At 41.1% G+C, this 20,386-nt stretch carries 16 protein-coding genes; 11 read left to right on the forward strand and 5 right to left on the reverse strand.

All coding sequences use genetic code 11. The features are described 5' to 3' along the window. Window positions 1-94 precede the first annotated feature (94 nt). Together ACP8HI_RS23255 and ACP8HI_RS23260 are read left to right on the forward strand one after the other, a co-directional pair. A complete protein-coding gene (locus ACP8HI_RS23255; RefSeq protein ID WP_438348489.1) occupies window positions 95-979 on the forward strand; it encodes a LysR family transcriptional regulator in 885 nt (294 codons plus the stop codon). Window positions 980-1,047: 68 nt separating this feature from the next. Beyond that, window positions 1,048-1,389: a zinc ribbon domain-containing protein YjdM gene (locus tag ACP8HI_RS23260; protein ID WP_438348490.1), complete on the forward strand. Its 342-nt coding sequence runs from the start codon at window positions 1,048-1,050 to the stop codon at window positions 1,387-1,389. A 13-nt stretch (window positions 1,390-1,402) separates the two neighbouring features. Here the strand turns inward: ACP8HI_RS23260 and ACP8HI_RS23265 are convergent, their stop codons facing one another. Beyond that, window positions 1,403-3,040 (reverse strand): histidine kinase N-terminal 7TM domain-containing diguanylate cyclase, encoded by a 1,638-nt coding sequence (locus ACP8HI_RS23265; RefSeq protein WP_438348491.1) that lies wholly within the window; start codon window positions 3,038-3,040, stop codon window positions 1,403-1,405. 213 nt (window positions 3,041-3,253) lie between these two features. Beyond that, window positions 3,254-5,047 (reverse strand): putative bifunctional diguanylate cyclase/phosphodiesterase, encoded by a 1,794-nt coding sequence (locus ACP8HI_RS23270; RefSeq protein ID WP_438348492.1) that lies wholly within the window; start codon window positions 5,045-5,047, stop codon window positions 3,254-3,256. Between the two features lie 248 nt (window positions 5,048-5,295). On the opposite strand from ACP8HI_RS23270, the gene ACP8HI_RS23275 reads away from it, so the two are divergent. Continuing rightward, window positions 5,296-6,879 (forward strand): PTS sugar transporter, encoded by a 1,584-nt coding sequence (locus tag ACP8HI_RS23275; protein ID WP_438348493.1) that lies wholly within the window; start codon window positions 5,296-5,298, stop codon window positions 6,877-6,879. Between the two features lie 4 nt (window positions 6,880-6,883). Here ACP8HI_RS23275 and ACP8HI_RS23280 read toward each other — a convergent pair whose 3' ends face one another. Continuing rightward, window positions 6,884-7,921 carry a PocR ligand-binding domain-containing protein gene (locus ACP8HI_RS23280; protein WP_438348494.1) on the reverse strand — a complete coding sequence of 346 codons (1,038 nt, stop codon included), beginning with the start codon at window positions 7,919-7,921 and terminating at the stop codon, window positions 6,884-6,886. A gap of 244 nt (window positions 7,922-8,165) precedes the next feature. On the opposite strand from ACP8HI_RS23280, the gene ACP8HI_RS23285 reads away from it, so the two are divergent. Beyond that, window positions 8,166-9,302, forward strand: coding sequence for a glycerol dehydrogenase (locus ACP8HI_RS23285; RefSeq protein WP_438351958.1), 1,137 nt, complete (start codon window positions 8,166-8,168; stop codon window positions 9,300-9,302). Window position 9,303: 1 nt separating this feature from the next. Then, window positions 9,304-11,064 carry a dihydroxyacetone kinase subunit DhaK gene (gene dhaK / locus ACP8HI_RS23290; protein WP_438348495.1) on the forward strand — a complete coding sequence of 587 codons (1,761 nt, stop codon included), beginning with the start codon at window positions 9,304-9,306 and terminating at the stop codon, window positions 11,062-11,064. Between the two features lie 82 nt (window positions 11,065-11,146). Here dhaK and ACP8HI_RS23295 read toward each other — a convergent pair whose 3' ends face one another. Together ACP8HI_RS23295 and ACP8HI_RS23300 are read right to left on the reverse strand one after the other, a co-directional pair. Further along, on the reverse strand, window positions 11,147-12,178 hold the full coding sequence (locus ACP8HI_RS23295) for a BadF/BadG/BcrA/BcrD ATPase family protein (protein ID WP_438348496.1): 1,032 nt from the start codon (window positions 12,176-12,178) through the stop codon (window positions 11,147-11,149). A 16-nt stretch (window positions 12,179-12,194) separates the two neighbouring features. Continuing rightward, window positions 12,195-13,493 carry a 6-phospho-beta-glucosidase gene (locus ACP8HI_RS23300; RefSeq protein WP_438348497.1) on the reverse strand — a complete coding sequence of 433 codons (1,299 nt, stop codon included), beginning with the start codon at window positions 13,491-13,493 and terminating at the stop codon, window positions 12,195-12,197. A gap of 298 nt (window positions 13,494-13,791) precedes the next feature. Between ACP8HI_RS23300 and ACP8HI_RS23305 the strand changes: the two genes are divergently transcribed. The 6 genes from ACP8HI_RS23305 to ACP8HI_RS23330 all read left to right on the forward strand — a co-directional run bounded on the left by ACP8HI_RS23305 (window position 13,792) and on the right by ACP8HI_RS23330 (window position 20,370). Next, window positions 13,792-14,655, forward strand: coding sequence for a MurR/RpiR family transcriptional regulator (locus ACP8HI_RS23305; protein ID WP_438348498.1), 864 nt, complete (start codon window positions 13,792-13,794; stop codon window positions 14,653-14,655). 229 nt (window positions 14,656-14,884) lie between these two features. After that, entirely contained in the window at window positions 14,885-15,799 is a 915-nt protein-coding gene (murQ, locus tag ACP8HI_RS23310; protein ID WP_438348499.1) for an N-acetylmuramic acid 6-phosphate etherase, read from the forward strand. A 56-nt stretch (window positions 15,800-15,855) separates the two neighbouring features. Further along, the gene (locus tag ACP8HI_RS23315; RefSeq protein WP_438348500.1) at window positions 15,856-17,301 is read left to right on the forward strand and encodes an ABC transporter substrate-binding protein; all 1,446 of its coding nucleotides are present in this window, start codon (window positions 15,856-15,858) and stop codon (window positions 17,299-17,301) included. A gap of 90 nt (window positions 17,302-17,391) precedes the next feature. Next, window positions 17,392-18,294, forward strand: coding sequence for a carbohydrate ABC transporter permease (locus tag ACP8HI_RS23320; protein ID WP_438348501.1), 903 nt, complete (start codon window positions 17,392-17,394; stop codon window positions 18,292-18,294). Between the two features lie 17 nt (window positions 18,295-18,311). Next, window positions 18,312-19,172 (forward strand): carbohydrate ABC transporter permease, encoded by an 861-nt coding sequence (locus tag ACP8HI_RS23325; RefSeq protein WP_438348502.1) that lies wholly within the window; start codon window positions 18,312-18,314, stop codon window positions 19,170-19,172. Window position 19,173: 1 nt separating this feature from the next. After that, on the forward strand, window positions 19,174-20,370 hold the full coding sequence (locus tag ACP8HI_RS23330) for an anhydro-N-acetylmuramic acid kinase (protein ID WP_438348503.1): 1,197 nt from the start codon (window positions 19,174-19,176) through the stop codon (window positions 20,368-20,370). Window positions 20,371-20,386: the final 16 nt, after the last annotated feature.

Here is a 20,386-nt window from a genome sequence, read left to right on the forward strand (position 1 = left end):
TTCTACTTGAGTATGTACCTTACTTGTAATATACATGAGTCCAGTGATATAAGTAAAATGAATATATTGAATGATAGGTATAAGAGGTGCTTATATGGTAAGTAAATTAGATTTGTATAAAGTGTTTTGTAAGGTAGGAAAAAGCGAAAGTTTTTCTAAGGCAGCAAGAGAGCTTTATATGACACAACCTGCGGTTAGCCAAGCGATCATGCAATTAGAAAGAGAACTAGATACACGTCTTTTTAATAGGACACCTAAAGGGGTAACTTTGACAAACGAAGGTAGTCTTTTATTTGAATATGTTAACTCGGCTATTAATTTAATTGTTGTTGGGGAAGAAAAGATTTTGGAGTTTAAGAATTTAACGACAGGTGAATTAAAGATCGGTGTGGGTGATACGATTTCCAGGTATTATTTACTCCCCTACTTAGAAGATTTCCATAATAGATATCCAAATATCAAGTTTAAAATAGTTAATGGCACAACATTAGAGATCTGTTCTATATTGAAATCAGGTGAAGTGGATATTGGAATTTGTAATTTTCCGCTGGATGATCCTACATTAGAGCTCCGTTCATGTATAGATATTCATGATATATTTGTGTGTGGGGAGAAATATAAGGCAATATTATCTGAACCTTTAACCCTTGATGAAGTAGTCAAATTGCCGTTAATATTACTTGAACCGAATTCAAATTCCAGGAAGTATGTCGAGGATTATATGATCTCTAAAGGTGTAAAGATTTCTCCGGAATTTGAATTAGGATCACATGATTTATTGTTGGAGTTTGCCAAAATCAATTTAGGGATAGCCTGTGTGACGAAAGAATTCTCCCAAGAGTATTTAAATAAAGGTTTATTATATGAAGTACACCTCACTGAAGAAATACCGAAGAGAAGTATAGGCGTTTGCTTTTTGAAAAGTGTACCCTTGTCACCAGCATCCACAAAGTTTGTGGAGATTATAGAGAATAAATAGGTTTGTCAATATGTGAAGACTATGGCAGTATAGAAGCATTAACCATAACGAATGGAGGACATTACATCATGTCTAATTTACCAAATTGTCCAGAGTGTAATTCAGAATACACTTATGAGGATGGAAGTCTGTTAGTTTGTCCAGAATGTGCCCATGAGTGGACTTTAGAATCAGAGACCGAGAATAATGAAGATACAAAGGTTGTCAAAGATGCGAATGGTAACGTCTTAAACGATGGGGACTCTATCACGGTAATTAAAGATCTCAAAGTCAAAGGAAGCTCATCGGTTGTAAAACTAGGTACAAAAGTAAAAAATATACGACTAGTTGATGGAGATCATGATATTGACTGCAAAATTGATGGCTTTGGAGCCATGAAGTTAAAATCAGAATTTGTTAAAAAGTTATAAATGCGTTGTGGATTTATATTGCAACACTAACGATTCGGTTGCGCCCTTCTTCTTTGGCTTGATATAAAGCTTTATCCACGGACTCAAACAAATCATTTAAATTAATTTTGGGGTTGTTTGTATTTAAATTCGTTGAATTATTAATGGATAGCAACCCCATACTTATCGTGATGGATACAAAATAAGCGCCATCATCGATAGCCACTTTATTCATCTCGATGGTTGATTTAACACGTTCAGCCAGAATATTTGCCTGTAATTGATTCGTATTTGGTAAATAGACTATAAATTCCTCTCCACCATAGCGGGCCAAAATGTCAGCTTGCCGAAGCGTTTTTTTGATGATATCTACAGTCTTACATAGCACGATATCGCCGACCAAATGGCCATAATTGTCATTGATTGATTTAAAAAGGTCGATATCTAATAAAAAGATTGCAAATGGTGATTGATATTTCATGTTTTTCATCACTTCTTGCTCTAGCTGTTGCGTCAAGTAGTGACGATTATAACAGCCTGTTAAGCTGTCGGTTAGGGCCATCTGTTTGAGTTTCCGGTTAGTTTGAAACAGTTCATTCTGTATTCTAATTAGTGCTAGATTACGTTCCTGTAGGATCTCATTTTGAAGGTGGGCCTCATCAATGAGTTGGTGAAGTTCGGTCATATCCTGAAACGTTACAATTCGTCCAACCATGACATCATTAACTAGAATAGGTGCAGCATGAATCTTGGTATATATATTGAATTGTGGATAGAAAGCTTCAATTTCTGCCCGCTCCAAAGGCTGTTCTCGATAAGTATGAAGGAACACATCAAATTGGCTAGTAGATTGTTCTCGTGGCAGGATCATCTCTATATTGAAGTGATCACCTATATGTATGAAGTTAACATAGGGAAGCAGCGGCTGATTTACTTCTACAACATGTTGATTATCATCGAGTACCACAATCCCATGGCCTATGGTGTTAATAATATCTTGATGAGCGATGGTTACAAGATCAAATACTTTATCGCGATGAATGGCAATAACGAAAAAGATAGCAGATAGTGAAATACCAAGAGATGTCATTCCCGGGATGACTGGTGATAGCGCTAAGGTAACATTGAGGAAGACGTCCAATAATATAAATGCAGTTAGCACGACAACCCCTTTGAGCACATGCGCGACTTGCTTTTTGATACGGGGCGTGTTGTTTGATACTAGAGCTAAATAGATAATATAAAGCGAAATAATAACATAGGTAATCATGACCGTAATCATAAACCAAAAGATCGGACCATAGGATCTCTGAATGTAACCTCCGTACATAGGAAGGACAAACAACCCGTTTGGATTGACAATCACGCCGAGCGTTATGAATAGTGCTGAAACCAACAGGACCAAGGATACCCTTTTTCTCAGAAGATGCAATTGATCGGTGAGGGAAATTGTGAAAAGGAACCATCCAGTAATGATTAGCACTGCGTCAACAAATGCGAGCTTCACATAAAACAATTGAAACTGAGGGTTCTCCGTTGTTTTGATGGCAAACTGACATAAGGGCCATAACATCATGGCAAAGTGGAGTACTAAATAGACTTTATGCAGCTTGGTGATTGTAACAGAAAAAAATACATATACGAACAAAATAAACAAAACCAGGAACAACATTAAGTCAATCCACATTACCAGCCCCACGAGAGTACACCTTCTTATTTAAGAGTAGTTATTCTGTAATCTGATTTAGGTTGAAAGTCTTACATTATAAATCTAATATATAAGTATAGGGAAAATAATACAATACTAACAGGTGAATTAAAGGTGTTATGAGATAATAAGCCAGTTGAGGTGATATCCTCAACTGGCTTATTATGAATTCATAATTTAAGTGCCATACTGGACATCACGTGGAGTGCCAATTCCGGTATTCTCCCATTCGGTTAGCAACTTCTTCACGTCCTGTGCTGATTTCGGCTTGCTAAACAAATAGCCCTGAATTTTGTCACAGTTCTGTTCTTGCAAGTACTCCAGTTGTACGGTCTGCTCCACGCCCTCCGCGACGACACACATGTTCATTCTTTTGCCAATGATGATGATTTGCTCGATCAGAGCAGTTTGATGTGTCCCCGCATGAATCGAATCAATAAAGGACTTGTCTATCTTTAAAGTGGAGATCGGCAAATGGGTCAGATAACTTAAAGAAGAATACCCAGTCCCGAAATCGTCCAATGCAATTCTGATGTTGTGTCCTCGTAGTTCATTCAGCCGACTACTCACATGATCGTAAGATTCAACCAGAATGGACTCCGTGATTTCGAGTTCCAGATAATCCGGTTTAAGTCCACAAGTTCGTAGTGTATCTAGAACAAGCTCATTAAAATCAGTCTGTAATAGCTGTAGCATCGAAATATTGACGGATATCGTTAAATGCTGTAAGCCCTGATCATGAAGACTCTTCAGGAAAGTGCAAGCTGTGCGTAGAACCCATGCCCCCAGAGGAATAATGAGATGCGAATCCTCAGCTATCTTGATAAATTTAAGAGGAGAGACAAATCCTAGTTCCGGGCTATTCCAGCGTAAAAGGGCCTCCAGCCCGGTTACCTTGTTCAGTGCTAGATCTACCTGAGGCTGATAAAAGAGTTCAAATTCATTTCGCGCCATGGCCGAATATAACTGTTTCTCAATGTTCATCCTTTCGGCGAAGGTATCATTCATTGGATGATCAAAGACGACAATCTTACCTTTCCCTGCTTCCTTGGCCCTGTGCATGGCAATGTCTGCACGTTTAATCAATTCCATAATGTCGTTGCCGTGCTCAGGATAAATGCTAATTCCAATACTGATGCTGATGTGCAGAAGACTGTTATCCATCTCGACGGGTTCCTTGAAACTGGCAAGGATGCAGTCGGCAACCTTAGATATTTCCTCTGTATTCTCGATGGAATGTAGAAGAATGATAAATTCATCACCGCCAAACCGATAAACGTCCCCCTTATTCGCCACAATGGAGAGTAGCCTGTCGCTGACCTTAGCAATCAGACGGTCACCGAATCCATGACCCATCGTATCGTTAATATATTTAAAGTTATCGATGTCCACAAACATCAGGGCTGCACTGTTATCGGAACCCGCAAGGATGGTGTTAGTTCCATTCTCGTATAAGGCCATCTTGTTGGGCAAGCCAGTCAATACATCATGATAGGCCAGATAAAACATCTTCTCTTCACTTTCGGTAAGCTTGCGCTGATTCTCAATAAGTTGATCGTATTGCTGTCTAAGCTCATCCTCAGTAGCTATGATCTCCTCGTATGCAGACTCGAGGCTTTCATGGGCGTAGACTTTATCTATGTAAGCGACCCCCAGCTTATTCTCTATCCTTTTGATACGATTGACCGTTCCCAGAATGAGAAAAAAGATAAGTGCAGCCGTCATACTCACAAAGAGCCAGCCTTTGATCATATGAATCAGTGTGACCCATTTACTATTTGATATGAAAGCGGAAACGGCTCTATCCGTTAATAGAATCCATAGGCACCCTACGACGAAATATATTCCGGAAATTCTAATAGAACTTCGCAGGGGACTGAAGGTTTGTTTCGTTGGCGGCTTCCGTAGTGTTCTCTTATGTAAAGTGTTTCCCGCATCAGGGGTTCTTTTGCCTTTATCTCTTTGTAGCATAGTGCCCCTCCATTTCAAGCCTGATCCATCATCTTGCTTTTAGAAAATTCAACATATTTATTCGAATTCCTCTATTTAACAACAAATTTTCACAAATATTTACGATATGCCCTTATAAATGCCGTCTGATGCCGGCGTAATGGTGAATAAACCGAACATTCCATTCTTGTCGAGAAGCCATTTCACCCGTATAATGAGGTAATGCGGCAATTAGATGAAGTGCAAAAGTAACCTACGAGGGGTAAATCATGATGCGTATAGCAATTTTGGGCAGTAGTGGTGGGAATTTATTTAATCTGGGGGGAAAAGACCCCGAAAAGTTAATCGGTGAAATTGTTACACAAAGTAAGAGTGCAGGTATTGAGATCGGGTTGGTGCAATTCATTGCAGCAGCGGAATCTATGGATATCGCCAAAGAGAAAACAACGGCTTCGTTATATGTATGGGATGCAGATGAAACGCGTATCTCAAAGACCCACGAGGGATTGTTGAAAGATACGAATCAAGCAGCGACGGAGTTAGATGCGGAAATCGCCAGTCAGATCCAAGCCGGTCATATCGATGGTGTTATTGTTATGAGCGCCGACCCGAATCATGTTAATAAGCTAGCGATTCTGGCAGCGGCAGAGAAAGGAATCCCTATCGTTGGAACGGGGGGCACATCGATGGCGCTTATTAGTTCAAAAGGGGCAAACGTCATTGCGGCATCGGGGACGACAGGAACGACGAACCGGACAAGGGCTGTGTCTTTTATGACCTCGTTATGCAAGTATTGGGGAATAAAGTATTATCCCGTTCTTGGAGATCCACAATCCACGAATCTATCAGCATCCGGTAGTCCATGGCGAAGAATCAATCTGAAAGGCATTATGCAATCTTCCCTACCTGGATTTATCGCATTGGCTATTGTATTGGCGATTAGCCAGATTCCTGCTCTAAAAGGATTCAGTGAAGTATTTGATATCATGCTAAAAGCATTACCTGTAGTTCTAGCTGTCATTGCGGCCAAGCAGATCTCCGATCTGGATGAAGTATCTATTGTAGCTGGTGTCATTGCAGGAGTACTATCCATCGAAGGCGGTATTATTGGCGGTATTATCGGTGGAATAGGGGCTGGGTTGCTTGTTCAATTCTTGTTTGTAAAATGTGTGCAGTGGCGTTTCCCGATGACGACAGCCAATATCGTGGCTGGAGGTTTCGCAGGTCTTATATCCGGACTTATTATGTATTACTTGATCTCCCCGTTCGCGCTACAGGCAGGGGAATTTATTAAATATATCATTAATGAGGCAATATTATTTAATCCCATTCTAGCTGGTGTTATTGGGGGGCTATTGATCTGGCCTGCCATACTTGGCGGTGTATATCATGCGGCCATTCTACCGATCGTATTGCTTGAAATGGAGAAGACAGGGAATAGCTTCTTGGGAGCGGTAGATATGGTAGGGCTGGTTATGGTCTCAGCAGGAATTACACTAGCGAATATTATTGCTCCTAGAGATAAAGGGGAAGCCGCTGTAGCTACTCCCGGATTTCTGATCAATATGGGATTTGGTACATTCGTTGAGGCAGCGTATCCTTTCATGTTCTCTAATAAAATGGTCTTTGCAGGCGCGATTTTTTCCGCTGGCGTAGGTGGCGGATTGGTCGGCGTGTTTAACGTTCGAGGTACCGCATATGTTCCTTCATTTATGGGACCGTTCTTGTCTAATAACTGGCTTGGTTTCTCCATTTCGATGTTGGTGGCTTTACTGCTGGCACTACTTATTACGTTAGTAGCTAACAAAACAGTCAAGAAGAAACAAGTAGAGCAGAGCGTACATGTGAAGTAATCGTTTAAGGTTTGTTCTGATGCCTATTTCGATAAACGGCAGGAGTTAGCGTTGCGAACTTTTTGAATGTTTTGATGAAATATCCAGCATCACAAAATCCCAATTCATCACTTATTTGATGGATGGGTTGATCCGTTGTCTCAAGAAGCTGCTTGGCCCACTCCATTTTTAAGCGTGGAATAAAGACAGAGAAGTTTTCTCCAGTTTCTTTTATAAATATGCGGCTGAAATAACTCGGGCTAATGTGACATCGTTTCGCCATGTCACTTAAGGAAATACTATCGTTCTTATGGTGATAGATGTAATCAAAAGCCGGTTGAAGCAATGGGTTAGTTGAACGGATTTCATTGGATGTAAACTTTTTTATTTTATTGTCAAGAAGAGTACTGGAAAGCTCAGTTTGAATAGCTTGTATATTCCGATAATTACGATCAGAAGTGCTAATTGAATCTAAAGACGGGTTAGCTCTATCCATGGATAGGGCTTTTTTATACATATCTATCGTTGAATTCTTATGAATAGCTTCTTCTACGATGTAGTTGCATAGGTGAAATAACATATCGGCGATGGTAGAGACTTCTTCGTATGACAAGGTGGGTAATGAAAGATAGTCTTCTTCTAAAGCCTTGAACTTGTCATCTGTTTCTGGGCTAGCCGGACGAGTTACAATTTGTTCAAGTGGCGTATCTGTATCGCGGAGCTTAATTTGTCCAGCCATGATGGCTCCAATATATTGATTATCTATAATGATAGGAATGGCAATATCAATAATATTGAAATGGCACATATAGATATAGGGTTTATTCAGCCGTACGGCTTCCAATCCACCTCTGGCATCACATGTCTGGCAATAGGGTGAGAGTACGGAATCTTTCCTTACGCCTTGGCAAAAGGGTTGACAGTAACTATGCTCCGTAACAGGTGTACCTTTGTAATCAACTGTAATGATCGCCATTTTGGTGACCAGCGCAAGAGAGTCTTGCAACTTATGCCATTTCTCTAAATCGATAATCTTGTCTAAACTAAACAACGAATGGTTCATTAGTGTACACTCCCTATAGTTGAATAGAAATATGGAAATGGGAATAGAATATAAAGATGAAAGTATGAGCATGACACTTTTATTATACTGTATTAACCTCATAAGAGGACAAGATTATACTATTTGGGAGATAGATAACATAAAAACACAATCTGAAAGCGCTTATAATTGCAGGTATAGTTCGATGATAACTAACCATAGTAGGACTATAATAGAATCATAGCAATCAAAGGAGGAATTTATGATGAGAAAAGCCTTTATTAGCCCATCTAAGTATGTTCAGGGAGAAGATGAATTACTAAATTTGGGGTACTTCGTAAAAACATTCGGAGATTCAGCACTACTCATTGCACATTCAGATGATGTAAAGCGAGTGAAAGATAAACTAGAATCTACTATAAATAAATTTAATATCACACTGATTGAAAGTAACTTCCAAGGGGAGTGCTCACGTGAAGAAGTTCAGAGATTGCAACAATTGGCTAAAGAACATTCCTGTTCCTGTACGATTGGATTAGGCGGAGGTAAGGCCATTGATACAGCGAAGTGCGTAGCAGAAGGTGAAGCTTTAATTATTGTGCCAACGATCGCAGCAACCGACGCACCAACAAGTCATTCAGCTGTACTGTATACCCCAGAAGGAGAGTTTGATGAGTATGCGTATTTTAAACAAAGCCCTAGTGTGGTTATGATTGATACGACTGTTATTGCAAACGCGCCTACAAGATTTCTTGTGTCAGGGATGGGAGATGCGCTCTCTACTTATTTCGAAGCTAGAGCAACCTCAAGATCGTACTCTAATGTCAATGCGGGAATGCCATGCGGTGTTCGTGAAGGAGTCTGTGGTGAGGCGAAAGGAACCAATACAGCGCTAGTACTAGCTAAGTTTTGCTATGACACCATATTGAAAGATGGTCTTCAGGCGAAGGTAGCTTCTGATTGTAATATGGTAACTCCTGCACTTGAGAATATTATTGAAGCGAATATCCTTTTATCGGGGCTTGGTTTTGAAAGTGGTGGTTTAGCTGCTGCTCATGCCATCCATAATGGCTTAACTTCACTTGAGGGGACTCATCATTATTATCATGGTGAAAAGGTAGCTTTCAGTACGATAGCCCAATTAGTTCTGGAAAATGCAGATCAAGATGAATTAAATGAAGTATTCGCATTTTGTCTATCGGTTGGACTTCCAGTATGTCTCGCAGACATTGGCGTGGATAGTGTTTCATACGAGGAAGCGCTGGCTGTAGCTCGAATCGCTTGTATTCCGGCAGAATCTATTCATTCGATGCCATTTCCAATCACGGAGGAAGCTGTGGCAGCGGCCATTATGGTAGCTGATCAACTTGGTCGACAATACAAATTAAGTAAGGGTGAATAACATGAAGAAAATAATGAATAAGCCTGAGACGCTAGTAAGAGAGATGTGTAATGGCTTAGTTCTAGCACATCCAAACTTAGCGTTTAATAGTAAATATAAGATCATTCAGAAAAAGGAATTAAACAAAGATAAAGTAACACTGATCAGTGGTGGGGGTAGTGGGCATGAACCAGCGCATGCCGGTTTTGTGGGAAAAGGGATGCTAGACGTAGCTGTGTGTGGCGATGTATTTGCCTCCCCTTCTCAAATTCAAGTGTACCAAGCGATTCGATCCACTGCGTCCAATAAAGGAACGCTATTAATTATTAAAAATTACAGCGGCGATATTATGAATTTCAAGAATGCAGCTCATCTTGCAAGTGAAGATGGAATACAGGTCGATTATGTTAAAGTGGATGATGATATTGCTGTTGAAGATAGTCTCTATACCGTTGGAAAAAGAGGCGTTGCGGGAACAGTCTTCGTTCATAAAATAGCGGGTGCAGCTGCTGAGCAAGGAATGTCTTTGAGTCAAGTGAAGGAAGTGGCTCAGAAAGCGATCGACCATACCAAAAGTATAGGGTTTGCTTACACCTCCTGCACGGTTCCTGCTAAGGGAACTCCAACCTTTACTCTTGAAGAGAATGAGATGGAGTATGGTGTGGGTATTCACGGCGAACCAGGAATTCGAAGAGAAGCCATGGTGTCAGCGGATGAATTGGCAAGCAGAATGGTGACGGCATTATTGGAGAGTTTGAAGATCGATCAGGACGCTGAGCAGGAAGTTGCCGTATTGATCAATGGATTTGGTGGAACTCCACTCCAAGAATTGTATCTGTTGAATAACTCCGTCATCCGTGAATTAGTATCCAGAAATAAAATGATCTATAAAGTGTTTGTTGGAAATTACATGACGAGTATAGATATGGTCGGGGCATCTGTTTCAATTATGAAACTGGACGATCAGTTGAAGCAACTATTGAGTGAAGCATGTGATACGCCAGCATTATTCATTCATGAACCTTTCGACCAAGTGAACTACACCGAGGTCGTATTGGAGGAAGATGAGAATACGTCTGTATCCTACACTTGTGTGACGGATGAAGACTTTGCGAAGACTGGAAATGATACATTTTCTTTAAATAATATCATTTATCTTCTTGATAAAATGAGTGAAATCATCATTGAGAATGAGATTCCATTCTGTGAGCTAGATGCTCATGCGGGTGACGGTGACTTTGGTATGAGTGTTGCGAAGGGATTCAAGCAATTAAAGACAGAGTGGCATGATCTCGTAACAAACCACACAACGGATATTGGAAGTTTCCTAGATGCGTGTTCCCTCATTATTATGGAGCATTGTGGAGGGGCTTCTGGTCCAATCTGGGGATCAGCATTTCGAGCAGCTAGTAAGAATGTTGGAAACAAACAAGAACTATCCATTGATGAGTTCGCTCAAATGATGGCCGCCGTTGTTAAAGGCATTCAGGATACAGGTGAGAGAGCTTTCGGCCGTGGTGCCGTCGTTGGAGACAAAACATTGATTGATGCGCTAGTTCCTTATGCCGAATCTTGGGCAAAGAGTGCACTTGATGGCGATGACATTAAAGTTGCCTCAACGAAAGCAGCTAATGCGGCTGTCCAAGGAGCGAAACAGACGGAGGCAATTGTTGCTCGAATGGGAAGAGCAGGTACCGTTGGTGAGAGAAGTATAGGTTATCCCGACGCAGGCGCTCATGCATTAGGGGTTATTTTTACAGAACTTTCAAAAGTAATAAAGTAAATCGTAGGGTTTCTCAGAAATAAAATTGAAGCTTGAAAATGACCGGAGTAGCTTATGCTACATCCGGTCTTTGATGTGGAACTTAGGAATTGCTTCTATGGATGGCTTCATTCTTCCGCAAATTTTCTATTGTACTAATGACTCTTATGCGAGTATCTAAATCTACCGGATGACCAAACGCCAGTTCTAATGCCCATAGAACTGCACCCGTTGCGGGCGGAACATTTAGAATGATGTAATTGCATTGGTGATGGGTTAATTCTTCAACATAATTTTTGTATAGTTTAAACAGCAGAGGACTTTCTGCTTTGACCCACACAGAACCAGCAAGAACGATATCGACATCATGATCAAAATCCAAATTGTGCATACAGCCTACGGTGGAGTATGCCAGTTGATTGGCAGTGTAGTCTAGAATATCTAAGGCTACTGGATCACCGTTATCAGCAGCAGCAAACATAATTTGCATCAGCATGGTATTAGGGAGAGTCCGCTTAAGAGTGCCATCTACTGCATATTCAATGAAGAATTCTTTACTTGGTATTTGCATCAGTTTCATAACAGGGTCAGTCATTTGGGTTTCTCGACCCATGCGGTAGAAGGAGTCATATACTGCACGAAGAACTTTTCGAGCTAGAAAGAAACCTCCAGCTTCATCACCAGAAAGTTCACTGCCTACACCTCCTACCTGAAGACGATTTCCGCTCGGAGAGATGCCGCCAGTTGAGGTGCCAGAGCCATTAATGGAGCAGATCCCGAAGCCCTTATGGCTACCAGCTTTCACCCCTAGAAAGGAATCATTGTCCAATACATAATGTGTAAATCCGATACGTTCAATAACCTGGCAGAGGTTTGTCTTTTGAGACGGAATATCCGCACCAGCCAGTCCGAAGGCTCCAGCTGCAATATCATCCATGGATAGCCGATTACGCGTAAGCAATTGCTGAATATTCTCATTCATGATGCGATATGCACTTATATAAGCGTCCGGAAAACGCTCATGACTGCATGTGCCTGTATTTATGTGATCGACAAAGTTCCCTTGGACATCAAACAGGAAATAGTCCGTTTTGCTGTTACCACCATCAACGCCAATGATGTAGTTTTTGTCCATAATACCTCCTGTCATATTAGTCCTCTTCTTTGAAAAACTGCGGAAGATATGCCTTGTGAGCTTCCTTCATTTCAATGAAACAGGCATGCGCTACATCGTAGTCACCTACCAATGGATTCATCATCAGCGCACGCATAGCGGCATCTTCATTACCGTATACTGCAGCAGCTACGGTCTCGCGCTCATAGGCTTTGATCATACGCATATAGTCGATGATATGTTGATTATGGAAACCACTGATCTTAATGGGTTTGGCACCGTCTTTCCCAACAACAGCACAAACTTCAATAGCGTCGGAGTCCTCCATGAAGTCTAATGCACCCTTATTAAGGAGGTTGACAACATGCACCTCTTGTTTGTCATTGTAGATTGCATCAACGAGACTGATCGCAACTTCTGAATAGTTTGCGCCACCGCGAGTGGACAATAGTTCTGGCTTTGTATGGAGAGTGGAATCTAAATAGATATTTAATAGTTCTTCCTCGATTTGCATGCATTTCTCACCTCTTGTTAACTCGCTATCTTGGGTGAGTTTAAGCTTTTTCTCTTTGAAGTAGTAATATTCCATATAAGAAGATGGAATAGCACCAACCAGTTGGATTAACTCCTTGCTGAATCCACTAGAAGGAATATTCTGCATGGCCTCGCTGTTGAGTCCCATATCTAACGCTGTTTTCAGATAATCCTTACCATCTTGCTCAATGGCAGTAATCCAGCTTAGATGGTTGAGTCCAACATAGGTGATTTTCTCCTGTTTTAGCTGGAGGGATTCACGAATGCTTTTGAACATGTTGAAAGGAACATTGCATAGACCGATCATCTTCACATCGGTATGGTTGAGTAAAGCTTCTGTAAGAATTCCGGCTGGATTGGAGAAGTTGATGAGCCACGCATTCGGGCAGAGCACTTTCATGCGTTCCGCAACATGGAGCATAGCTGGAATGGTACGCATAGCTTTGAAGAATCCACCTATACCGCAGGTTTCCTGACCTATTAGATCATATTTGAGAGGGATTTTCTCGTCCAATACCCTGGCGGGCAACTTGCCTACACGAATTTGACCTAGCACGAAATCGGCATCCTGCAGCGCTTCATCCAAGTCCTGAGTCATGATAACACGACAAGGGATATTCTCGGCCTGTATCATACGCTCACAAAGATTTCCCACGATTTCCAGTTTTCTTTCATCAATATCCATAAGTACTAGCTCACCAATGGGTAATACATCTTTGCGCTTAATCATACCTTCGATCAGTTCTGGAGTGTAGGTACTACCTGAGCCAATAATGGCTATTTTCAACTTGACCTTGTTCATGTTATCCACCTTTCGATGACTATCTACTGTAGAAATTAACTTAAACTCGCTGCTATTATAGCATTTCATTTAGAAATTCTGCAATATAAAATAGAAATAAAAAATTACTATGCAGTTAATACTCCGAAATAAAATTTCTATTCTAGAATTCACAATTTTGAAAGTATTCCTGTTCTTGAACTTGTTTTCTGGAATAAATACGCTTATGATAATATAGAATTAGACGGATCGAAATGTAACATTCCAGTTTGTTCAGTTTAGCTTAGCTTGGAGAATATATTATGAGTAGGTAATTAAGATGGCAATTAATGATAATATTTTGATCAAGATTCGGGATATGAAGGATAGCTTGACACCAGTTGAGAGACTGGTGGCTGAATATATTTTAGATAATATGGAGGATATACCCCATCTTTCCATCAAGAGTCTTGCTCAACTGAGTAAGACTAGTGATGCATCTGTTCTTCGTTTCTGTAAAACAATGGGTTATATCGGTTATCGCAACTTTATTGTTAGTATTTCTGCATCACTTGGCTCTATGGATGAGCTGCAGAAGGACCCCTATACGGATATTCAACCAGGTGATGATCTTTCAACCATCATCGCCAATATTTCTCGGAACAACTGTAAATCAATTGAGGATACCCTCAGTGTCATCAATCGGGATGAGATCGCCCGTGCTGTAAAGGTTCTTCGGAGCAGTAACCGTATTGCTTTTTTTGGAATCGGTGCTTCGGGTCTGGTCGGTATAGACGCGGAACAAAAGTTCTCCCGGATTAACAAGATGTGCCACACTTATACTGACGGTCACAGTCAACTCACTGCTGCTACACTGCTGGAAAGGAGTGATGTTGCTATCTTCATCTCGAACTCCGGTGATACAGTGGAGATTCTTGATTCGCTGGAAATTGCCAAGAAGAATGGCGCATGTGTTATTGCGATTACGAAATATAATAAAAGCGAGTTAGCGGATAAAGCGAATATCGTGCTGAGTATTTCTACTCCAGAGGTTTCCATTAGAAGCGGTGCCACGGGATCACGAATCGCTATGCTCACCGTAGTTGATATTCTTTTTGCAGGTGTAGCCAGTGCGGAATACCAGAATGTAAAGAAATATTTGACTAAGACTCACAACATTTTATCAAGCAAGCATCGTAAATAAAGTGATATGGACGTCGGCTAAGCGTAATGTGCCGATGTCTTTTTTTGTCGCTTTATAAAATAATAAAACAGTATATTACTCCATTATAAAATATTATTTCAAAAACTATTGACGAAACGTCATGGTCTAGTTAATATAAAATTTAGAATATAGATGGATTGAAGAGGGTCATGCGGGGTAATATCTGTTGACTTAATGATCCAAAATAATCAGGATAGGAAGATGAATTATGAATGAATACTTTGCGGGATTGACTACGGAGGAGATTAACCAGGATACGCTGATGATTGATGAATGTACCACGGAACAAATGTTGCAACTCCTGAATATGGAGGATGCTAAGGTTCCAGCGGCAGTGGCTGCGGAAATTCCGCAAATAATGAAAGCGATTGATATTTTACATCATGTGCTCAAAAATGGTGGAAGAATGTTTTATATAGGAGCTGGCACATCTGGGAGAATGGGTGTGTTGGATGCATCAGAATGCCCACCTACCTTCGGCATTGATCCTATGCTAGTGCAAGGTCATATTGCTGGAGGAGATATCGCATTAAGATTAGCTGTTGAAGGTTTTGAAGACAACGCAGAGGAGGGGATCGCTTTAATTGAGCGGTGCGGTGTGACGAAGAATGACGTAGTTGTTGGTATTACTGCGAGTGGCAGTGCAGCTTTCGTCATTGCTGGTTTGGAAAGGGCCGCTGAGATCGGTGCCGCAACAATAGGTGTAGTGAACAACAAAAATTCTAAATTGGAGGGCGTCTGCAACATTTGTATTGCACCTGTGACTGGGCCGGAGGTTATTATGGGCTCTACTCGATTAAAGGCGGGTTCTGCACAGAAGTTGGTTCTTAACATGCTTACGACTTGTACGATGGTGAAACTTGGTAAGACCTATAACAATCTAATGGTAGACTTAAAGGCAAGCAATATAAAGTTATACGATCGCTCTATTCGTATCATTAAGGCCGCAACTGACGTGGACACTGACACAGCAGGGAATTATCTTGAAAGGGCTTCCATGAGCTGTAAACTGGCGATTATGATGATCAAAACCGGTTTGGATGCAAGGGAGGCAGAGCAAGCATTGAATGAGTGTGACGGAAGTCTGAAGGCAGCAATACGTACATTCAGCAAAGTTGTTTAATCTGCAATTGATCGTGTTCTAAACTATACGGATATCATTTTAGGAGGCTAATTATTATGAGAAAAAAAGGGCATGTTTTAGCATCAATCTTGGCTTTGACTTTAACGTTGACCACACTGACAGCATGCGGTAGTTCACCGACTAAGGAAAGTACCAGCCCTAAGCCTTCAACTACGGAAAGCGTAAAGCCCACAGCTGATGCAAAAGACACCATTACTGCTCTGCTTCCACCAGTTTCAGGAAACTTTCAAGACAACTTTATACAGATGGAAAAGGACTTTAAAGAATTATATCCTAATTTGACCTTGAAAATCGAACCAGCTAGCTGGGAAGATATGACGCAGAAGCTGGATACACAGGTTAATGCAGGTAGCCCTCCAGATATCGCCTTTATTGGTTCGGATGGTATTTCTAAATATATGCAGCAGGAAATGCTCATGGACATCACAGATATTGCAACGCCAGAAATGATTAAAGATTATGATGAAATTCCATTGGAATATATGAAGAAGGGTGAGGGCCTATATGGCTTTCCGGGTTATATGGAAGTCCATGCATTGGGCGGAAATAAGGCATTTCTAGAAGAAGCGGGAATTGATTGGAAAAGTGTTCAGAAAAACGGTTGGACATACGAGGAATTCCGCGAATCCATCAAAAAAGGTGTAGTTAAGGATGGAAGCGCTACTTCTCGATACGGATTTGTATTCGCGACCGCGGGCGTTACTTCTAAAGATTACTTGAATATCTTGATCAAAAGCGCAGGTATGCCAGCCGCATTTAATAAAGAATTAAAATTCGCTTACACTAGCAAAAACTATTTGGAAGTTTTAAAAGCTGTTCGTGAACTTATTGATGATGGTTCAATGCCTAAAGAGCTTAGCTCGGTGGATGCAGGTAAACGTTGGAATATGTTCCTTACGGGTCAAACCATGATAACAGGTAAAGGCCTTGCTACTTTTGAGAATTCCGCTAATAAGAATAACGCGAAGATTAAGGCCAATGATGGAAGCGCTGTACAAGGAAGTATTGAAGTCGAATATATGGTCTTGCCTGTCCCTTCATTCTTGGGTGAGGAACCGATGTCTAGTACTGTTGTAGATGGATATGTTACTTTCCGTGGTAAAAAGGAACCAACAGCTGAGCATAAGGAAAATGTAGTAAAGGCAGCTTATTTCTTAGCTAGCGGTAAGGTTTCAGCAACGACTAATAATGATCTCTTCGCAGCACACATCACTGACAGCGGTAGAAAAGCTGCTGAAAGCATGACGATTGACAGAAATCCTGAAAATGTAGCAGCAGTTGAAGTTCTACTATCTCACGCTACACCTGCACGCCCTGATATTCCAGCGGAATTAGGTGCAAAAGCTATAAAGATTGAGGATGAAGTTATTATTCCTAAATTACAAGCGTTACTAGCAGGTGAAATTACTCCTGAAGTGATGTATGAAGCAGTAAAAGAAGCAGCAATTAAAGCATTCGGTGAAGACGGAATTGTAAAGTAATAGTTAATTTAATCGGATAGTCATGTGAATTTACATATGACTATCCGAGATATATTTGAGAGACTGATTATTGAAAAGGGGTTTTGCAATATGATTCAGTCAGCTAAACCAATAAGAAAACGTAGAATAAAGGGAGATGGAGTCTGGGGATATGGGTTTATCGCAGTTGCTTTGGTTATTTTTGCGATGTTTACGGCATATCCAGTTTTTAGCGCCTTCATTATCAGTTTTCAGCAATATAAACCTCTGGGTTCCAGCTATATAGGCTTTGATAATTATATCAATACATTAGGTGACTCCTTATTTTGGAAGTCCATAAAAAATACCATCGTGTATACGATATTAACAGTACCAGTAGCCCTACTTCTTTCATTTGCCGTCGCTATTTTGATTCTACCGCTAAGGAAATGGTTGCAGACGACGTTTAAAGCAGTCTATTATTTGCCAGCCGTCGCTTCTGGCGTTTCATTATCAGTCGTATGGCTCTGGATTTATGATCCAATGCCATCTGGAATTTTCAACAAGCTTATTGGTTTATTCGGTATTCAGAACCAGAACTGGTTGGGATCCAGTAGTACGGCCATGTTCTCTTTGGTTATTATGGCATGGTTATCTAGCCATGGCACAAGTATTATCATCTACATAGCTGGTTTATTGGGTATTGACGAGAGCTACTATGAAGCCGCAGAGCTAGATGGTGCATCTTTCTTACAAAAGTTGTGGTACATCGTTATTCCTTGCCTAAAACCAACGACGTTATTTCTTCTAGTAACCGGTGTCATTGGTTCTTTCCAGGTGTTTCAGAACGCCTACTTAATGACTGGTGGGGGTCCCGACAATTCAACGACGATGGTAGGTTTACTTATTTTTAATAATGCATTTAAGTATTTTGAATTCGGTAAAGCTGCCGCTCAATCTTTGATATTGGCGCTAATTATTGCCGGGATTTCATTATTCCAATTTAAATTCCTTGGTAATGATGTGGAATATTAAGGGGAGGAGGCGCGGATATGGCATTATATAATAAATATACAGGCAACAAAAGAGTGAAATACATCCGAAACGCTGGATTGATAACCGTCCTTCTAATTTTTGCTTTGGCAACGTTATTTCCTATATATTTTATGATTATTTCATCCTTAGGCGATCCCGTTGAGGCAGGTGCGATGAGCTATTCACTATTTCCTAAAAAAGTATCGCTGGATTCCTACAAGTTCTTCTTTAATTACAGTGTACATTCCTACAGATGGCTATTAAACTCTTTAATTGTGGCGAGCAGTGTCATGATAACCAATGTGTTTTTTGCCAGCCTGGCAGGCTATGCATTCTCCAAAATCCGCTTCAAAGGAAGAAACGTACTGTTCGCTTTACTCCTTTGTGCGATGATGATTCCGTATCAGGTAACACAGGTACCTTTGTACATACTTATTGTAAATACTTTTCAAATTCAGAATACCTACAGTGCGTTGATCTTACCTGGTCTTGTCACTGTATATAATATTTTTCTCGCCAAACAGTTTATGACCACAATTCCTACAGAGGTTCTTGAATGTGCCAAGATTGAAGGGTGCAACCAGTTTCAAATCTTTTTTAGAATCGTCTTGCCATTATCCAAAACCATATTAGCAGTAATGGCTATTCTCACCTTCATGGATAGCTGGAACACATTCTTCTGGCCGTTCCTCGTTACCAATACAATGGATATGCAGACCATTCAGGTTGGCTTGAAAAACTTTCGATTTGCTAACACTACTTATTTCGCACCTATGATGGCAGGCGCAACCATATCTGCTCTCCCTATGTTTATTCTCTTTTTCAGTCTGCAAAAGTATTTCCTAGAGGGGGTTACGGTTGGGGCGGTGAAAGGATAACATGACTAGCAAATGTATTCCCGTGTACGACCGTCGCTACGTTGTCGGATTGATGTCAGGTACTTCTGTAGACGGTATTGATGGGGCTGTTGTTGAAATAAGTGGGGATTCTGGTCGCGGCTCGAAAGTCAAACTGCTTGCATTCGAGAATACGCCTTACTCCATAGAAGTTCGAGAAAGAATCTTTTCACTATTTGAACCTGAGAAAGCAACAGTAGACAAAATTGGAAGCATGAACATGCTGCTTGGTGAGCTATTTGCAAAGGCTGTATTGTCTGTTATAGCGAAAGCGAAGCTCGCTCCCAGCGACATTGCAGTCATCGGCTCTCACGGGCAGACAATATATCATGCTCCAGAGTTTCAGCAAATAGAAGGCTATCATCTGAATTATACGGTGCAGATTGGGGAAGGCGCAGTGATATCTGCTAGAACAGGGATTCCCTGCGTATCTGATTTCCGCGTGGCTGATATGGCTGTCGGTGGACAGGGTGCACCACTGGTTCCATTTACGGAGTATTTGTTATATCGGGAGGATAAGCGAACCTTGCTTTTACAGAATATTGGGGGTATCGGCAATATTACCGTCATACCTGCAGGTTGCACACCTGAGCAAGTTTTCGCTTTTGATACCGGACCGGGTAACATGTTGATCGATGGCCTTGTGACGAATCTAACTCTCGGTGAAATGACGATGGATGTAGGAGGGGCGATAGCTCAAAGGGGTCGTGTAGACACGGATCTCCTTCATCTGTTACAGCAAGAAGCATACTATACGTTGCCTTTACCAAAGACCACTGGCAGAGAACGATTTGGCTCCTCTTATGTAGATAGGTTGCTTAGCTATCAACATGAACATCGTCTGTCTTCAGACGATCTTATAGCAACAGTGACCATGCTCACTGCATGGTCGATTGGAGAGGCTTATCGCCGCTTTATCCATCTTGATCATCCGTCAGATAGGATGCTAGTAGGTGGTGGTGGAAGCTATAATCCCGTGCTGATGAGATTCCTTCAGCAAGAGATGGAGCCAATGGGCGTACAAGTACTTACCCAGGAGGATGTTGGCCTGAGTAGTGATGCCAAAGAGGCGATTGCCTTCGCCTTGCTTGCCGATTATACGTTAGGTAAATTGCCAAACAATCTTCCTAGCGTCACAGGAGCTCAGCGGGCTGTCATTATGGGGAAGATATCATACTAGATTTTACTAGGGTGGA

This window comes from Paenibacillus sp. FA6, assembly GCF_051550225.1.
In the GTDB taxonomy this organism is placed as follows: Bacteria; Bacillota; Bacilli; order Paenibacillales; family Paenibacillaceae; genus Paenibacillus_AQ.

Bases quoted from the DNA above. Each gene is read 5' to 3' on its own strand.
- ACP8HI_RS23255 (WP_438348489.1), top strand. From the start codon at position 95: ATGGTAAGTAAATTAGATTTGTATAAAGTGTTTTGTAAGGTAGGAAAA.
- ACP8HI_RS23260 (WP_438348490.1), top strand. From the start codon at position 1,048: ATGTCTAATTTACCAAATTGTCCAGAGTGTAATTCAGAATACACTTAT.
- ACP8HI_RS23265 (WP_438348491.1), bottom strand. From the start codon at position 3,040: ATGTTGTTCCTGGTTTTGTTTATTTTGTTCGTATATGTATTTTTTTCT.
- ACP8HI_RS23270 (WP_438348492.1), bottom strand. From the start codon at position 5,047: ATGCTACAAAGAGATAAAGGCAAAAGAACCCCTGATGCGGGAAACACT.
- ACP8HI_RS23275 (WP_438348493.1), top strand. From the start codon at position 5,296: ATGATGCGTATAGCAATTTTGGGCAGTAGTGGTGGGAATTTATTTAAT.
- ACP8HI_RS23280 (WP_438348494.1), bottom strand. From the start codon at position 7,921: ATGAACCATTCGTTGTTTAGTTTAGACAAGATTATCGATTTAGAGAAA.
- ACP8HI_RS23285 (WP_438351958.1), top strand. From the start codon at position 8,166: ATGAGAAAAGCCTTTATTAGCCCATCTAAGTATGTTCAGGGAGAAGAT.
- dhaK (WP_438348495.1), top strand. From the start codon at position 9,304: ATGAAGAAAATAATGAATAAGCCTGAGACGCTAGTAAGAGAGATGTGT.
- ACP8HI_RS23295 (WP_438348496.1), bottom strand. From the start codon at position 12,178: ATGGACAAAAACTACATCATTGGCGTTGATGGTGGTAACAGCAAAACG.
- ACP8HI_RS23300 (WP_438348497.1), bottom strand. From the start codon at position 13,493: ATGAACAAGGTCAAGTTGAAAATAGCCATTATTGGCTCAGGTAGTACC.
- ACP8HI_RS23305 (WP_438348498.1), top strand. From the start codon at position 13,792: ATGGCAATTAATGATAATATTTTGATCAAGATTCGGGATATGAAGGAT.
- murQ (WP_438348499.1), top strand. From the start codon at position 14,885: ATGAATGAATACTTTGCGGGATTGACTACGGAGGAGATTAACCAGGAT.
- ACP8HI_RS23315 (WP_438348500.1), top strand. From the start codon at position 15,856: ATGAGAAAAAAAGGGCATGTTTTAGCATCAATCTTGGCTTTGACTTTA.
- ACP8HI_RS23320 (WP_438348501.1), top strand. From the start codon at position 17,392: ATGATTCAGTCAGCTAAACCAATAAGAAAACGTAGAATAAAGGGAGAT.
- ACP8HI_RS23325 (WP_438348502.1), top strand. From the start codon at position 18,312: ATGGCATTATATAATAAATATACAGGCAACAAAAGAGTGAAATACATC.
- ACP8HI_RS23330 (WP_438348503.1), top strand. From the start codon at position 19,174: ATGACTAGCAAATGTATTCCCGTGTACGACCGTCGCTACGTTGTCGGA.